This window comes from Pseudomonas sp. NFACC14 (genome assembly GCF_900106885.1).
Lineage (GTDB): Bacteria > Pseudomonadota > Gammaproteobacteria > Pseudomonadales > Pseudomonadaceae > Aquipseudomonas > Aquipseudomonas fluorescens_AA.
Genome location: NZ_FNOA01000042.1, coordinates 1 through 16,483 on the forward strand (window position 1 = coordinate 1; position 16,483 = coordinate 16,483).

Below are 16,483 nucleotides of genomic sequence, written 5' to 3' on the forward strand. Positions count from 1 at the left end.
TTACGCATAACCAAAAACACCTCAGATTTGGGCGCCATCATAGCGCCCGATTGAAGTGTCCAAAATCATTAGGCCAGTTCAGCTTGCTCGCGATGACGGCGGCGCAGTCAATCCCGATGCAAGCTGGTCCACCGCTATCGCGAGCAAGCTCAGCTCCCACAAAGGATTGTGGGGGGATGCTGAGTTTGTGGGTTCCCAAGAATCCATGTGGGCGGGCGCTGAATCGAAGACCCATGTGGGAGCCGAGCAAGCCCAGCTCCCAGGGGTTTTGCACTGCGCCCTATCCGGTGAGTCAGACCACCGTCGATTCGAGGGTCGATTCCAGGAAGTGGAAGGCGGTGTGTTTCGAGCGATGGGTCGACTCGAAGAACGCCAGATGGCTGCCATTACGCTCCACATGCAGCAAGGCGTCACTGATGGACTCGGCAATGTGCTTGGAGCCGCCAATGTGGGTGGTTTCATCGGCGTCGCCGGCGACGACCAGGGTGGGCGCCGTGATCTGCTCCAGCCGCGACTTCAACTCAGTCTTGTTCAGCGCATCGTTGAGTCGCGCATAGCGATAGAACAGCTCTTCGTTGACATAGGGGTAGAGCGCCGCATGGGCGATGGAGTCCGGAATGGTCGCCAGGGTCGCCTGGTCCAGGAACAACGCCTGCAGGTCGCTGGCTTCGTTGCGGTCCACGGCGGCCGACTCCATCAGCCACTCGAAGTTCTGCTGGTGGGTGGTGCGCAGGCTGTCGTCTCCCAGATTGTAATCGCCGTGCCACAGGCTCAGAGAGTTGACCCGGTCGGTGTGGATGGCCGCCGCGCTGAGGGCGATCACCGCGCCACCGCAGATACCCATCAAGTGCGCGCTTTGCAGGCCATAGTGGTTCATCACATTGATCAGGTCGCCCACCTGGGCATCGGTGTCCACGGACAACTGATCGAACGAGGTGCAGGAACCGAACAGCCCGCGGGTTTCCCAGGTGACCACGAAGAACCTTTCGCTCAGTGCATTGAACCAGTCGCGACACAAGTCGAACGGCATGCCGCAGGGCAGGGCGAGGACGATGGCCGGGCGGTTTCGATCAGTGCTGGCATGCACCGACAGCGCCACGTTGTCGCGGGTAATCAGGTGCAGTGTCTCGACCTCGGGCACGGCACCGCTGAAATCGAAGTGTCTGACCAGGCGCCCGAAGTCCTTGGCACTGTCGACATCGTCGAAGTGGTCATAGGCAAACTCGAGCGCCTGGCAGATTTTCTTGCTGATGAACATCTCGAAAGACGACAGCTGCGCCTCGCCGTCATGCACGTACTGCACGGCTTTGACGCCGATCCTGGCGAACGCGGCGCTGACCGCGCGTTCCGTGGCTCTCACGCTGGAGGAAGCCTGGTCGGGCGCCACGTCACTGCCCTGGGCCAAAAAGCTCAGGCAGATAGGATCGGGCAAATGGATGGCAAGGTGCCTAAGCATCCTTACGGTCTCACACAGGCGCGTCGCTGCGTCGGTGGAAGTAGTCATGGATTGGGGACTCCTGTCAGGCACGTTGCGCATGCCAACTGTCATATGGCATTGAAAAGATCAGACGGCTTCGAACTTCTTGCCTCGGGTCGTGTGGGTGACAAGGCGATTGTATGCAGGGGTCGTCTCGCCGATGACCTGCACCGCGCCGTACTTTTCAAGGCTGATACGTCCACCGTATTCCTCGATGTGGTCGGAGTCCGGGTAGATCTTCACGAACGACGGTACATAACGCGAGGCGAAGCCCATGCGCATGTCCTGGGACTCGCCGCTGTGGGGATAGGAGGCGTGCATCAGGGTCGACCAGAAAATGATGAACTGGCCGGCTTTCATCTGCATGGGCACGGCGGAGGCTTCGTCGGGCTTCCAGTTTTCGTCGATCTGCAGCTGGCGATAGTCGTAGCCGAAGAAACCGCGCCGCACACCATCCTTGACCACCGAGCTGTTGTTGGCATCGGGATCGTAGGCCATGCGCTTGGTTTCGTCGTAGTTCATGCTGTTCTGGGTGCCGGGAATGAACTGCAGGCAACCGTTGGCGATGTTGGCGTCGGTGAAGGCGGTCCAGACGGTGATGGTGCCGCCGAAGTCCTCGTTTTCCGGCCAGAGAATCTGCGGCTTGCCCGAGGCGTTGGCGAAGGTGTCGGCCTGGTGCCAGTCGGTGCCTTCGTCGCCCGGGTATTTAGGGAAGAACTCAGTGCGCCAGCACAACACGTCCGGGCCGAGGATGCTCTCGACGCGGTCGCAGATCTGCGGACGGCAGATGTGGCTGGCGAGGAATTCGTCGTCCAGGTGGCGATCGTAGTTGGCAATGTTGGTGCCGCCGGAGATCGCATCCAGGTCCTGGTAGGCCGCGGCGCTGCGGTCGAGCAGGCGCAGGCGGGTGCGCTTCCAGGTTTCTTTCATTTCTTCTGGCGAATAGGCGTCGAACGGTCCGATGAAGCCGTTCTTTTCAAAGGACGCACGTTCTTCCGGGGTCAGGGCGAATTTTTTGCTCATGAGCTTTTCCTTTTCGATCAATGGGCTTGAACAAGGGAGCGCTGGATACAGCCGGCCAACACTTTGGCGGTCGCGCCATCTGCCAGCACACCTGGGTCGAGGTTGACTCGGTAATGGGCCTTGAGCGTGCTCAACGAGCGGATCAGGGCCAGGGAGGTGCCGCCGAAGTCGAAGAAATCATCGTTCAGGCCGATGTTCTTCAGGCCGAGGTCGTCCGACCAGACCTTGAGCACGAACTGCTCCTGTTCGGTGAGGTCCGGTTCGCTGGTGTGGTCCACGGTCGAGGTGGTGGAGTCGGGCGAGGGCAGGCGGCCCTTGTCGATCTTGCCGTGGTCGGTGACCGGCAACGCGGCCAGTGGGATGTAGGCCGAGGGGCGCATGTAGTCCGGCAGGTTCGCGGCCACCTGTGCGGCCACTTCGCTGCGCACCTGTTCGGTCCAGGCCGCCACGCCATGGGTCGGCACCACGTAGGTGACCAGGCGCCAGTCGCCATCGCCGTAATCATGACCGGCCACGTGGGCGGCGGCTACGGCGGGGCCGGCTTGCAGGCATGCCTCGACTTCGCCCGGCTCGATGCGGAAGCCGCGGATCTTCAGTTGTTCATCGCAACGACCGGCGTAGCGGTACTCGCCATCGTCTCCCAGTACCAGCAGGTCACCGGTGCGATAGGCACGGCTCGAAGTGCCTGGTAGCTGGACGAAGCGCTCGGCGTTCAGGGCGGGACGATTCAGGTAGCCCAGGGCGACCCCGGCGCCTTCGATGTACAGCTCACCGGCGTTGCCTTGGGACACCGGTTGTTGATCGGCGTCGAGCAGGTGCAGGCGCCAGCCGTCCAGCGGCGCACCGATGGACACCATGGCGGCGCTTTCCAGGTCCTGGCCACGCACGCGTTTGAAGGTGGTGTGGACGGTGGCTTCGGTGATGCCGTACATGTTGATCAAGGCCGGCTTCTGATCGCCATGGCGCTCAACCCACGGCCGCAGGACGGTGGCGGGCAGCGCCTCGCCGCCGAACACCACATAGCGCAGGGCCAGTGGCGCACTGGCAGAGCGGTCCGCCTCATCCAGGCCGCGGAACGCCGATGGCGTCTGGCTCAGGACCGTCACGCCCTGGTCGGCCAGCCATTGACGCGTGCCACTTGGCGAGCGCGAAACATCGTAGGGCACCACGGCGACGTGGCCGCCGTGGGCGAGGGCGCCCCAGATTTCCCACACCGAAAAATCGAAACCGATGGAGTGGAACATCGACCAGACGTCGTTTTCGGTGAAGGCGAACGAACGTTGGGTACTTTCCAACAGGCGGCTGACGTTACCGTGCGCCACCAATACGCCCTTGGGCTCACCGGTGGACCCGGAGGTGTAGATGACATAGGCCGCGGCCTCGTCGGGGTTGCGTCGGTCGTTGGCGGGCGGCGCTTGCAAGGCCGGGCCGGCCAGCAGCTCGGCCAGGGACAGGACACGTACGGACGCGCTCGGCGGCAGGTCGGCGAGTTCACCGATCATCAGGCCCAGGCCGCTGTCGCGCACGATGTGTTCGATACGTTTACCGGGGTACTGCGGGTCGACCGGGACGTAGGCGCCGCCGGCCTTGAGGATACCCAGCAGGCTGATGACCAGGTCGACGCCACGTGGCAGGCACATCCCCACCAGCATGCCGTCCTGGACGCCTTCCTGGCGAAGCCTGGCCGCCAGCTGCGACGAAACCGTGTCGAGTTGTGCGTAGCTCAATGAGCGAGAGGCGTCTGAAACCGCGGTTCGCTCAGGGAATTCACGGGCCCGGGCGACGAATGTTTCATGCAAGAATGCACCGGGCGTGAGGGGGGCTGGCGCGGGGTTGACCGATCCGCCAGTGTTCTTAATCGGCATGACTAACGCTCCTGTTAAATGCCAGGCACAGCGTGTTTGCGTGTCGCAAACCGATGTGCTCGAGACGTCACTGCGACCCACGGCATCGTTTGCGGTACCTGTGCAATTCGCAGCTGACGCATTTCAGCACCGACTTCGTGCCGGCGTCTGTCGCGGGAAATGGGGACAAGGATCAGCCGCTCCGCAAACGGCCCGGGCAACCTCCCTGACCCCCTCTGTCCCGGTTTGCGGTGCCAGACATCACCCCGGATCAGTGTTTTTATCCTTGCCCGATGGTGGGGCGCATTGGTCCGGCCCTGCGACGTGGATCCGACGATCCGTGATTCAGGAGTTATTCATGAGTCTTCAAACTGACGCATCGCCCGTCATGCCCGCTGACGGGATCGCGGATTCGCTTGTCTGGCCAGGTCAGGGGGCCGGCGAATCGGTCAGGCTGTCATTGCTCGCCGACGATTTGAGTTTGCCGGTGGTGATCGAACCGATCGAACCGGAGCTGGATCCTTCGCTGTGGGCCAATACCCATCGCGAGGCCATCGAGGCGTTGCTGTGTCGCCACGGCGCGGTGCTGTTTCGTGGCTTTGACCTCGGCTCGGTGCCGGCCTTCGAGGCGTTCGCCGAAGCCTTGTCGCCCGGGTTGCACGGCAGCTACGGCGACTTGCCGAAGAAGGAGGGCGGACGCAACGTCTACCGCTCCACGCCATATCCCGAGCGCGAGATGATCCTGTATCACAACGAGAGCTCGCACCTGGAAAGCTGGCCGCGCAAGCAATGGTTCTATTGCGAGCAGCCGTCACGGGTTGGCGGTGCGACGCCGCTGGCCGACATCCGCCAAGTGCTGCAAAGCCTGCCGCCACAGGTGGTGGCTCGATTCGAACAAAAAGGCCTGATGTACAGCCGCACCTTTACCGCTGGCGTCGAGCCGAGCTGGGCATCGTTCTTCGGTACCAGCGACCGCGCGGCCGTCGAACAGCGATGCCGGGAACAGGGCACCGATTTCGAATGGCTCGACGACGAAACCCTGCAGGTGCGCACCCTCTGTCCAGCGGTTATCCAACATCCGGTGACCGGGGAGCGGGCTTTTTTCAACCAGGTACAGCTGCACCATCCGTTCTGTCTTGGCGAGGAAATGCGCGAAGACCTGCTTGATATGTTCGGCGCCGATCGTCTGCCGCGCATGGTCAGTTATGGCGATGGAACGCCGATTGAAGACGACGTCATGGCGTTGCTCGGCGAGGCCTATGAGGCCTGTGCGGTCAGGTTCGCCTGGCGCAAGGGCGATGTGGTGATGCTCGACAACATGTTGGCCGCCCACGCTCGCGACCCTTACGAGGAACCACGCCTCATCGTTGTGGCGATGGGCGAAATGACCGCCCGGGGCGACGTATGGCGACCGGCGTGAGCCCTTTCGCGACTCCATTGAAGGATAGCAACCCATGAAAGAAGAGAAGAAAGCGAAGAAGCCCAAGGCGGGCTCGGTCATGCGCCTGTTGTGGCGTAACCATCCCTGGCTGACGCTCTTTACGTTGGTTTGCGGTGTCATCAGCGGGGTGGCGTCCATCGCGGTGGTGAGTGTGATCAACGACGCCATCCACAATGATGGATCGCGCCTGCAGGCGCTGTATTGGTTCATCGGCCTCAGTGCCACGGCGCTGATCCTGCGCAACGGCGCGGCCTTGTTCCCGGCCTACGCCAGCATGCGCATCATGACTCGGTTGCGCATTGCGCTGTGTCGCAAGATTCTCGCCACGCCACTGGAAGAAGTGGACCGGCGCGGCCCGCCCAATGTGCTGACGATGTTGACCAACGATATCCCGCAACTGAACACGACGCTGATCGTCATGCCCACGGTGCTGGTAGAAACGACGGTCTTCCTGTTCGGTATTGCCTACCTGGCGTACCTGTCGTGGGTGGTCCTGGCCTTGACGGTTTCGCTGATGATCCTGGGCGTGGGCTTGTACCTGTTCTTCTTCGCCAGCGGCGTGAGGTCCACCAATCGGGTTCGGGACGAGTTCACCGCGTTCAACGAATACACCCATGCCCTGGTGTTCGGCCTCAAGGAGCTGAAACTCAACGGCATCCGTCGCCGCTGGTTCGGCCGCTCCGCCATCGAGGCGTCTTCGACCCGGGTGGCGCGCTACAACTTCGTCGAGCGCCTGTGGTACACCGCCGCCGATAACGTGGGCCAGTTCACCCTGTCGTTGCTGATCGGTTGCCTGCTGTTCGCCGCGCCGCTGGTCAGCACGGTCGATCCCAAGGTGATGACTGCCAGTGTGCTGGCGGTGCTCTACATCATGGGGCCGCTGTCGCTGTTGGTGGGGGCGATGCCGGTGCTGGCGGCGGGCAAGGTCGCCTGTACCCGGCTCGCGGAATTCGGTTTCTCGATCAATGATCCGCATCCTGAACCCGTTGCGGTCGAAACACCGAAGGTGCATCTGCTCGAGCACAAGAAGACCTGGGGCAGCATCGAGTTGAAGGGCGTGCGGATGCATTATCAGGACCCGCAGGCTGGAAGCGGTTTCTCCCTGGGCCCCATCGACCTGATGGTACAGGCGGGTGAATTGATCTACATCGTTGGCGGCAACGGTTGCGGCAAGAGCACCCTGGCCAAGGTGTTATGCGGGCTCTACATCCCGCAGAGCGGCGAGGTGCTGCTCGACGGCGTGGCGATCACCGACGAGAGCCGCAGTGAATACCGTGATCTGTTTTCCGCGGTGTTCTCGGATTTTCATCTGTTCAATCGCCTCATTGGCCCCGACGAAGAGGATGGCAGCCCGGACCTGGCGAGCAAATACCTGGAAACCCTCGGGTTGGCCGACAAGATCAAGATCGAAGGGCTCGGTTATTCGACCCTCAAGGCGTTGTCCTATGGCCAGCAGAAACGCCTGGCCCTGGTATGTGCCTACATGGAGGACCGACCGGTGTACGTGCTCGACGAATGGGCGGCCGACCAGGACCCGCCGTTCAAGAAGTTCTTCTACGAAGAACTGCTGCCCGATCTCAAGCGGCGCGGCAAGACGGTGCTGATCATTACCCATGACGACCAGTACTTCCAGCTGGCCGACCGGATCATCAAGCTGGCGGACGGGCACATCGTCTCCGATATCAACTGCGCCATTCGCGACAAGCGCGCCTGAATGGCTGTTCTGACTGCACCGTCCGGCTGGCGATGTTGTCGCGACAACATCCCCGCCAACCCGTGAAAGACGCCTGACATCAACCCGCCCGACAGCAGTGGACCTCCTGCCGGGTGGCGCTGGCTGTCTGCGCGGATCCGCATCATCAACTCCAGGCGTGCCCTGCTGCGTTTGTCCCGGGCAGCACTGACAAATATCTGAGAAGGAACGTATGACATTTTTCTTTGCTGTGGGCGTTGTTATCGCAATGGGCCTTTCGGCCAGCCGTCATCCAGAGCCTGTCGGCGTGCAAGTGACAGGAGGCCGCGTATGAACCAGCCCCTGGAACTTGCTGCGACCTATCCGCTGACGGCTTCCCAGCGGGATATCTGGCTGGACCAGATGACCAAGGGCGATTCGCCCTTGTACACCGTGGGTGGCTACGTTCATATCCAGGGTACCGTCGATCCTGAACGTATCCAGCGGGCAGTCGAACTGTTGGTCCGCAAGCACGATGCCTTGCGCACGGTCCTGCATTGCGACGTCGGTGGCGACGGCGTGCCCATGCAGACCTTGGTCGAGTCGCTGGAGGTGCGGGTACCGCTGATCGACCTCTCAACTCGCCCCGAGCCGCAGATTGCGGCCCAGACCTGGGTGCAACAGGGGCTGGAAGTGGCATTTGAGCTCGATAAGGGGCCGCTGTTCCGCTTCTACCTGGTCAAGCTCAATGACGCTTCGTTCTATTTCGTCGTCAACTTGCACCACATTATCCAGGACGGCTGGGGCATCAACCTGATGCTCGCTTCCCTCAGTGACCTGTACAACGCGCTGGAGGAAAACCGCGAGCCTGACCTGTCGGCACCGTCCTATGCCGGGTTCATCGAGGATGATGCCCGTTACCACGACTCGGACCGTTTCCAGCGGGACCAGGCCTACTGGCTCGACAAATACCGGGATGTGCCGGATCCATTGTTCACCGCCCGTTACCGTGATCGCTACGCCGCGCCCGTGGTGCCCAGCGCCCATGCCATGACGCCGTTCCCACAGACGCTGAACGAGCGGATAGACGCCCTGGCGCTGACCCATCAGGTTTCGCGTTTCCCGGTGCTGCTGGCGACGTTGTACGTGTACTTTGTCCGTACGACCCAGCGCGACGAGCTGGTGGTGGGCCTGCCGATCCTCAATCGCTCCAATTCGACCTTCAAGCAAACCGTGGGGTTGTTCACCCAGGTCAGTGCCATGCGCTTGAGATTCGCCGATGATCTGTCGTTCGGCGAGCTGATCCAAGAGGTGGCGCGCGCGCTCAAGCAGGACTATCGCTACCAGCGGTTTCCTTTAAGCGACATTCACCGCTCCCTGGAGCTGCGCCGTGACAATCGTGCCCAGCTGTTCGATGTGTCGTTCTCCTACGAGGAAGAGAACTATCTATACCGGTTCGGCGACGCCACGGCCTATTCGGTGAAGAGTTCCAACGGCCAGGAACAGATGCCCCTGGCGATCCATTTCCGGACCAACCCCAACCAGAAAAATGCTTGGGTGCACTGGATCTACAACCAGGCGTTCCTGCAGGCCGATGAAATCGAGGCAATGGCCGAACGCTTCGTCCATGTGCTGGAGCAGGGACTGGGTGACGATACGCTGCCGATCCAGGACTTTGTCCTGCCGACACCGGCTGAAGCCCGCTTGCTCCGGGCCTGGAACACGAGCGATGCGCAGCGGTATGAGCACGACCGCACGATCCATGGCCTGTTCGAAGCCCGGGCCGCCGCGCAGCCTGGCGCGGTGGCGGTGGTTCATGAAGGCCGGACTCTGACCTACGGCGAGCTGAATACCCGGGCGAACCAGGTCGCCCATCGGCTGCTGGCCCTGGGTGTATTTCCGGATGACCGGGTGGCCATCTGCGTCGAACGCGGCCTGGACATGATCGTTGGCTTGTTGGGTATCCTGAAGTCCGGCGCTGGCTATGTGCCGCTCGACCCGGCCTATCCCCTGGACCGCCTGGCCTTCATGCTCGAGGACAGCTCGCCGGTGGCGTTGCTGACCCAAGCGGCGCTGCAAGCCCAGGTGCCTGCGCCGGCTGTCCCGGTGCTGCTGCTCGATCAGCCGGAAGCCGCAGGTTTTACCGAGCAGCCACGGCATGATCCGAATATCGGCACCCTGGCATCCCATCACCTGGCCTACGTGATCTACACCTCGGGCTCGACCGGCTTGCCCAAAGGGGTGATGGTCGAGCACCGCAACGTCGCGCGGCTGTTCTCGGCCACGCACCCTTGGTTCGATTTCGGCCCGCAGGACGTCTGGGCGCTGTTCCATTCCTTCGCCTTCGACTTCTCGGTCTGGGAAATCTGGGGCGCACTGACCCACGGCGGTCGTCTGCTGGTGGTGCCGCAGCTGGTCAGCCGTTCGCCGCAGGACTGCTATGCGCTGTTGTGCGAGGCCGGTGTCACGGTGTTGAACCAGACGCCAAGCGCGTTCCGCCAGTTGATCGCGGCCCAGGGCGAGAGCGAGCTGACCCACAGCCTGCGCCAGGTGATCTTCGGTGGCGAGGCCTTGGAAACCGGCATCCTCAAACCGTGGTATGCCCGGGCAGTCAATGCCGGTACGCAATTGGTGAACATGTACGGCATCACCGAAACCACGGTGCATGTGACGTATCGTGCGTTGCAAGCGGCCGATGCCCAGTTGATTGGTGTCAGCCCGATCGGTAAGCGCATTCCCGATTTGCGCCTGTACCTGCTGGACAAGTACGGCAAGTCGGTGCCCAAGGGGGTGGAGGGCGAGTTGTACGTAGGGGGCGCCGGTGTGGCGCGAGGCTACCTGAACCGGCCGGAGCTCAACGCAACGCGGTTCCTGCCCGATCCGTTCGACACCGGTGCGAACGCGCGGATGTACCGTACCGGCGACCTCGGTCGCTGGTTGCACAACGGCGAACTGCAGTACCTTGGGCGCAACGATGAGCAGGTGAAAATTCGCGGCTTCCGTATCGAGCTGGGTGAAGTCGAAGCGAGGCTGACGGCCTGCGCAAAAGTGCGCGACGCCGTGGTGATCGCCCGGGAAGACGAGCCGGGGGACAAGCGACTGGTGGCCTATGTGCTTGCCGAAGACGGCGCCTGCGTGTCTGCGGGCGAGTTGCGCAGCGAGCTGCTGGGCTCGCTGGCGGACTACATGGTGCCGAGCGCCTTCGTGATGCTCGAAGCCTTCCCGCTGACCACCAACGGCAAGCTCGACCGCAAGGCGCTGCCGGCTCCCGATTCGCAGGCATTTGCCCGACGCAGCTATGAAGCGCCGGTGGGCCAGGTGGAAATCACCCTGGCCGCTTTGTGGGCCGAGCTGCTTGGGGTCGAGCAGGTGGGTCGTCACGACCGTTTCTTCGAGCTGGGCGGCCACTCGCTGCTGGCGGTCAAGCTGATCGAACGCATGCGTCAGCTGGACCTGAACGCTGACGTGGGCGTGCTGTTCGGCCAGCCGACGCTGGAGACCCTGGCCGCTGCCACGAGCACCCGCGGCGCAGTGGTGGTGCCGGAGAATCGGATTCCCCGCGACGTCGAGCGCATTACCCCGGACATGCTGCCCCTGGCGACCCTGACCCAGGACGAAATCGATCGCATTGTCGCAACCGTGCCGGGCGGCGCGGACAATGTGCAGGATATCTACGGCCTGGTGCCGTTGCAGGAGGGCATTCTCTATCACCACCTGGCGACCCGCGAAGGCGATCCATACCTGTTGCAGGCCCTGCTGCGCTTCGGTAGTCGCCAGCAGTTGGACGCGTTCGCGCAAGCCTTGCAGGCGGTCATCGCACGGCACGACATCCTGCGCACCTCGGTGGCGTGGGAAGGGCTCGGCGAACCGGTACAGGTGGTTTGGCGCGAGGCGCGCCTGAGGGTCGAAGAGCTGGTCATGGACCCGGCCGAAGGCGATATCGCCGGCCAGTTGCAGGTCCGCTTCGATCCTCGTCACACCCGCTTCGATCTGCGCCAGGCGCCGATGATGCGTATTCACTTCGCCGAAGATGTCGCCAGCGGCAGTTGGGTGGCGGTACTGCTGTTCCATCACCTGATCGATGACGCGACCTCCCTTGGCATGCTGGGCAAGGAAATCGACGCGTACCTGCAAGGTCGTGCGACGGAGCTGCCGGCGTCGGTGCCTTATCGCAACTATGTGGCTCAGGTCCGCCTGGACAATCATCCCGAGCACCATGAGGCGTTCTTCAGCGAGATGCTCGGCGACGTGGACGAGCCGACGCTGCCGTTCGGCCTGCAGGATGTGCAGGGCGACGGCAGCGGCATCGAAGAGGCGACGCTGTCGCTGGAGGTCGGGCTGGCCCGGCGTCTGCGTGCCCAGGCCCGGCGCCTGGGGGTGAGCACCGCCAGCCTGCACCACTTGGCCTGGGGCCAGGTGGTGGGGCGCTTGTCCAGCCGTCAGGACGTGGTGTTCGGCACCGTATTGATGGGCCGGTTGCACAGCGGACAGGAGGCCGGACATGCCTTGGGCATGTTCGTCAACACCTTGCCGTTGCGGGTCGAGGCGGGGGACCAGGGGGTGCTGGCCGCGTTGCAGACGACCCATGGCCGCCTGGCGGCGCTGCTGGGTCACGAACATGCGCCGTTGTCGTTGGCGCAGCGGTGCAGTGGCGTTGCGGCGCCGGCGCCGCTGTTCAGTGCGCTGATGAACTATCGGCAGACCGCCGTGGCGGCACAGGCGAGCGAGGATGCGGGCCAGGCAAGAGTCTGGGCCGGTGCGCAAATTCTCGGCGGCGAAGAACGGACCAACTACCCGCTGTCGCTGTCGGTGGATGACCTCGGTGATTCGTTTGGACTGACCGTGCAAGCCGTGGCCGGGATCGGTGCGCAACGGGTTTGCGGCTACGTGCACACCGTGCTCGAAGCATTGGCCGATGCCCTCGACCAGGATGGCAACATCCCACTGCACACGTTGGCCTTTGTTCCCGTCAGCGAACGCCAGCGATTGCTGCACGATTTCAACGCCTTCGATGCGGTGTACCCGTCGGGGCTACTGGTCCATCAGCTGTTCGAGGCCCATGCCGAAGCTCGGCCTGAGGCCGTCGCGCTGACGTATCAGGGGCAGCGCCTGAGCTACGGCGAGCTGAATCGGCTGTCCAATCAGATCGCCCATCGTTTGATCGAGTGGGGTATCCGTGCCGACGACCGGGTGGCGATCTGCGTGGAACGCGGCCTGGAAATGGTGGCGGGCCTGGTGGGTATCCTCAAGGCCGGGGCCGGTTATGTGCCGCTCGATCCTGCTTACCCGGCCGAGCGCCTGGGCTACATGCTGGAGGACAGCGCACCGAAGGTGCTGCTGACCCAGCGCAGCCTGCAGGAACGCTTCCCAGCGGCGGGCGTGCCGGCCTTGCTGCTCGACGATGAGGACCGTGAAGTCGCCGGCATCGACCGGCAGCCGTTCACCAACCCGGACGCACAGGTGAGCGGCCTGAACCCCGACAGCCTGGCGTATGTCATTTACACCTCCGGCTCCACCGGCCAGCCCAAGGGCGTGGCGATGGCGCACCGCCCCCTGGTCAACCTGATGCAGTGGCAGATCGACCAAGCCGCGCAGCAGGGTCGCGCCGCTGCGCGTACCTTGCAGTTTGCCGCACTCGGCTTCGACGTGGCGTTCCAGGAAGTCTTCAGCACCTTGTGTGCCGGCGGGGAGCTGTCGCTGATCCATGCCGACATCCGCCTGAATTTCCACCGCCTGTTCGAACACATCTGCCAACAGCGCATCGAACGCCTGTACCTGCCGTGCATCGCCCTGCAAGCCCTGGCCGAAGCGGTCGCCGGCGAGCGTGAAGGCACTCGGCTGACCTGCGACTTGAAAGATGTCATCACCGCCGGCGAACAATTGCGCATCACCCCACAGATCCGTGCATTGTTCGAGCGCCTTGATGGCTGTCGCCTGCATAACCACTATGGGCCGACCGAGTCCCACGTCACCACCGCCCTGACGCTGCCGGACGATGTCGCCGCCTGGCCGACGCTGCCGGCCATCGGGCAGCCGGTGGCCAACACCCGTATCCATTTGCTGGACGCACAGCAGCAACCGGTTCCGGTCGGTGTAGCCGGCGAGATCCACATCGGCGGCATCTGTGTTGCCCGTGGCTACCTGAACCGCGATGACTTGACCGCCGAGCGCTTCGTCCGCGATCCGTTCGCGGCCGATGAACAGGCGCGCCTGTACAAGACCGGTGACCTGGGCCGCTACTTGCCCGATGGTCATATCGAGTACCTGGGACGCAACGACGACCAGATCAAGATCCGTGGTTTCCGTGTCGAGCTGGGTGAGATCGAGTCCCGACTCTGCCAGCACGGCGAAGTAAAGGAGGCGGTTGTTGTCGCCCGTGAAGACCAACCCGGCGAGAAACGCCTGGTGGCCTACATCACCGCCCAGGTGGAGGATGCGGCGCCGGAGGCCGATGCACTGCGTGCGCACTTGCAGGCGCTGCTGCCGGACTACATGGTTCCGGCGGCCTACGTGCGCCTGGACAAACTGCCCTTGTCGCCCAACGGCAAACTCGACCGCCGCGCGCTGCCGGCCCCGGAAGCGGACGCCTTCGCCAGCCGTGCATATGAAGCGCCACTGGGCGAGGTGGAGACCACACTGGCAGGGTTGTGGGCTGATGTGCTCGGTGTCGGGCAGGTGGGGCGACACGATCATTTCTTCGAACTGGGCGGGCATTCGCTGCTGGCGGTAAAACTGATCGAACTGATGCGCAAGGCTGGGCTGAGCGCCGATGTGCGGGTGCTGTTCGGTCAGCCTACCTTGGCCGCCCTGGCGGCGGCAGTGGGCGGTCGTACCGAGGTGAGTGTGCCGGCCAACGGTATTGCTACGGGGTGCGAACGGATCACTCCGTCGATGCTGCCGCTGGTGAGGCTGGACCAGGAAACCCTCGACCGGATCGTGGACACGGTGCCGGGCGGCGCGGGCAATGTGCAGGATATCTATCCGCTGGCGCCGTTGCAGGAAGGCATTCTCTATCACCACATCGCTGCCGAAGAAGGCGACCCTTACCTGCTGCAAGCCACCTTCGCCATGGACAGCCGTGCTCGACTCGATGGCTTCGTCGAGGCTTTGCAGGCGGTGATCGACCGGCACGATATCCTCAGGACCGCGCTGCTGCACGAAGGCCTCGAGGCGCCATTGCAGGTGGTGCTGCGCCAGAGCCGGTTGACGCTCGAAGAGCAGGCCCTCGACCCGGCCAGGGGCGATATCGCGGCGCAGTTGCAAAGGATGTTCGACCCTCGCCATTGCCGACTGGACCTCGACAAGGCGCCATTGATGCGCCTGGCCTGCGCCTGGGACAGTGTGCACCAGCGCTGGGTCGCGGTGCTGCTGTTTCACCATATCGCCCTGGACCATACCGCCCTGGACGTGATGCAGGAGGAAATGCTGGCGTTCCTCAATGGCGAGGGCGACCGCCTGGAAGCGGCCATGCCTTACCGTAATTACGTGGCGCAAACACTGTTGGGCGTGCCGCGTGAGCAACATGAGCGCTTTTTCCGCGACATGCTCGCTGATGTCGACGAGCCGACGCTGCCGTTCGGCCTGCGGGAGGTCCAGGGGGATGGCCGGGGTATCGAAGAGGTCAAGCTGAACCTCGATCCGGATCTTTGCCGGCGTCTGCGGCAGCGGGCGCGCCAACTGGGCGTGAGCGCGGCAGCCTTGCATCACCTGGCGTGGGCAAGGGTACTGGGGCGCGTGTCCGGCCGCGAGGATGTGGTCTTCGGCACTGTACTGCTGGGGCGCATGCAGAGCGGCGAGGGCGCGGATCGCGCCCTGGGCATGTTCATCAATACCCTGCCGTTGCGGGTGAACGTGGGCGGGCAGGACGTGCGTGCCGGGATCAAGGCGACCCACGCCCGCCTGACGGCCCTGTTGGGCCACGAACACGCCTCGCTGGCATTGGCCCAGCGTTGCAGTGGCGTGCCGGCTTCGCTGCCGCTGTTCAGTGCGTTGCTGAACTACCGGCACAGCCCGCTCCAGGACGGCGACAGTGTCGACCGCTGGGCGGGTACGCAGGTGTTGGAGGTCATGGAACGGACCAACTATCCGTGCATGTTGTCGGTGGACGATCAGGGCGAAGGCTTCCTGCTGAGCGTGCAAACGGCCGGCGGGGTTGATGCCCGTCAGGTCGGTGCCTACATGCAGACGGCCCTGGCGAGCCTGGTGGATGCATTGGAGCGTGCGCCGGGATCCGCGATCAACGATCTGGAAATCCTGTCTGAACACGAGCGCTGGCAGGTGTTGCAGGGCTTCAACGGCACCGCCGCTCATTTCCCTCTCGAGCAGACCATTCACGGACTGTTCGAGGATCAGGTGGCGCGTACGCCTGAGGCTGCTGCGGTGCTGCATGGCGAGCGACGCCTGAGCTATGGCGAGCTCAATGAACAAGCCAACCGATTGGCGCATTACCTGCGCAAGCAGGGCGTGCGGCCGGATTCGCGGGTGGCGATCTGTGTCGAGCGTGGTCTCGACATGGTCGTTGGGTTGCTGGCGATCTTGAAGGCGGGTGGCGGTTATGTGCCGCTGGATCCGGCCTATCCGGCGGATCGGATTGCCTACATGCTGGAAGACAGTGCGCCGGCGGTGGTGCTGGCCCAATCGGCAACGGTTGGGTTGTTGACCGGTGCGTCGATGCCGGTGATCGACCTCGGTAGCGGGCTCTGGCAGGACGAGTCCGTCTCGAATCCACAGGTGCCCGAGCTGACCTCGGCCCACCTGGCCTACGTAATCTACACCTCCGGTTCCACCGGTATGCCGAAAGGCGTGATGATCGAACATCGCAACACGGTGAACTTCCTCACCTGGGCTCATGGCGCCTTTGACGCTGAAACCCTGTCGAAAACCCTGTTCTCGACGTCGCTGAACTTCGACCTGGCGGTCTACGAATGCTTCGCACCGCTGACGTCCGGCGGCAGCATCGAAGTGGTCACGAATGTGCTGGAACTGCAGCAGGGCGAGCACGACATCACCCTGATCAACACCGTGCC

General features: G+C 63.3%; 6 protein-coding genes. 3 read left to right on the forward strand and 3 right to left on the reverse strand.

What is annotated here, in order from left to right; genetic code table 11:
* Nucleotides 1-292: 292 nt before the first annotated feature.
* The 3 genes from syrC to syrB1 are packed head-to-tail and all read right to left on the reverse strand — an operon-like array spanning nt 293 to nt 4,365.
* Entirely contained in the window at nt 293-1,504 is a 1,212-nt protein-coding gene (gene syrC / locus BLU85_RS29785) for a syringomycin E biosynthesis aminoacyltransferase SyrC (RefSeq protein ID WP_092205573.1), read from the reverse strand.
* Between the two features lie 60 nt (nt 1,505-1,564).
* Nucleotides 1,565-2,500 carry a syringomycin E biosynthesis L-threonyl-[L-threonyl-carrier protein] 4-chlorinase SyrB2 gene (syrB2, locus tag BLU85_RS29790; RefSeq protein ID WP_072412274.1) on the reverse strand — a complete coding sequence of 312 codons (936 nt, stop codon included), beginning with the start codon at nt 2,498-2,500 and terminating at the stop codon, nt 1,565-1,567.
* A 17-nt stretch (nt 2,501-2,517) separates the two neighbouring features.
* Nucleotides 2,518-4,365, reverse strand: a complete 1,848-nt coding sequence (gene syrB1 / locus BLU85_RS29795; protein ID WP_092205572.1) for a syringomycin E biosynthesis L-threonine--[L-threonyl-carrier protein] ligase SyrB1 — start codon at nt 4,363-4,365, stop codon at nt 2,518-2,520.
* Nucleotides 4,366-4,702: 337 nt separating this feature from the next.
* Here syrB1 and BLU85_RS29800 point away from each other — a divergent pair, with 337 nt between their 5' ends.
* The 3 genes from BLU85_RS29800 to BLU85_RS29810 form a co-directional block, all read left to right on the forward strand.
* Nucleotides 4,703-5,764 (forward strand): TauD/TfdA family dioxygenase, encoded by a 1,062-nt coding sequence (locus BLU85_RS29800; RefSeq protein ID WP_092205571.1) that lies wholly within the window; start codon nt 4,703-4,705, stop codon nt 5,762-5,764.
* Nucleotides 5,765-5,798: 34 nt separating this feature from the next.
* A complete protein-coding gene (locus tag BLU85_RS29805; RefSeq protein WP_092205570.1) occupies nt 5,799-7,499 on the forward strand; it encodes a cyclic peptide export ABC transporter in 1,701 nt (566 codons plus the stop codon).
* 309 nt (nt 7,500-7,808) lie between these two features.
* The coding region (locus BLU85_RS29810) for a non-ribosomal peptide synthetase (protein WP_139212822.1) at nt 7,809-16,483 on the forward strand (8,675 nt) is incomplete at its 3' end.

What these genes read in the sequence shown, in the direction of transcription:
- syrC (WP_092205573.1), bottom strand. Translation starts at nt 1,504, where the DNA reads ATGACTACTTCCACCGACGCAGCGACGCGCCTGTGTGAGACCGTAAGG.
- syrB2 (WP_072412274.1), bottom strand. Translation starts at nt 2,500, where the DNA reads ATGAGCAAAAAATTCGCCCTGACCCCGGAAGAACGTGCGTCCTTTGAA.
- syrB1 (WP_092205572.1), bottom strand. Translation starts at nt 4,365, where the DNA reads ATGCCGATTAAGAACACTGGCGGATCGGTCAACCCCGCGCCAGCCCCC.
- BLU85_RS29800 (WP_092205571.1), top strand. Translation starts at nt 4,703, where the DNA reads ATGAGTCTTCAAACTGACGCATCGCCCGTCATGCCCGCTGACGGGATC.
- BLU85_RS29805 (WP_092205570.1), top strand. Translation starts at nt 5,799, where the DNA reads ATGAAAGAAGAGAAGAAAGCGAAGAAGCCCAAGGCGGGCTCGGTCATG.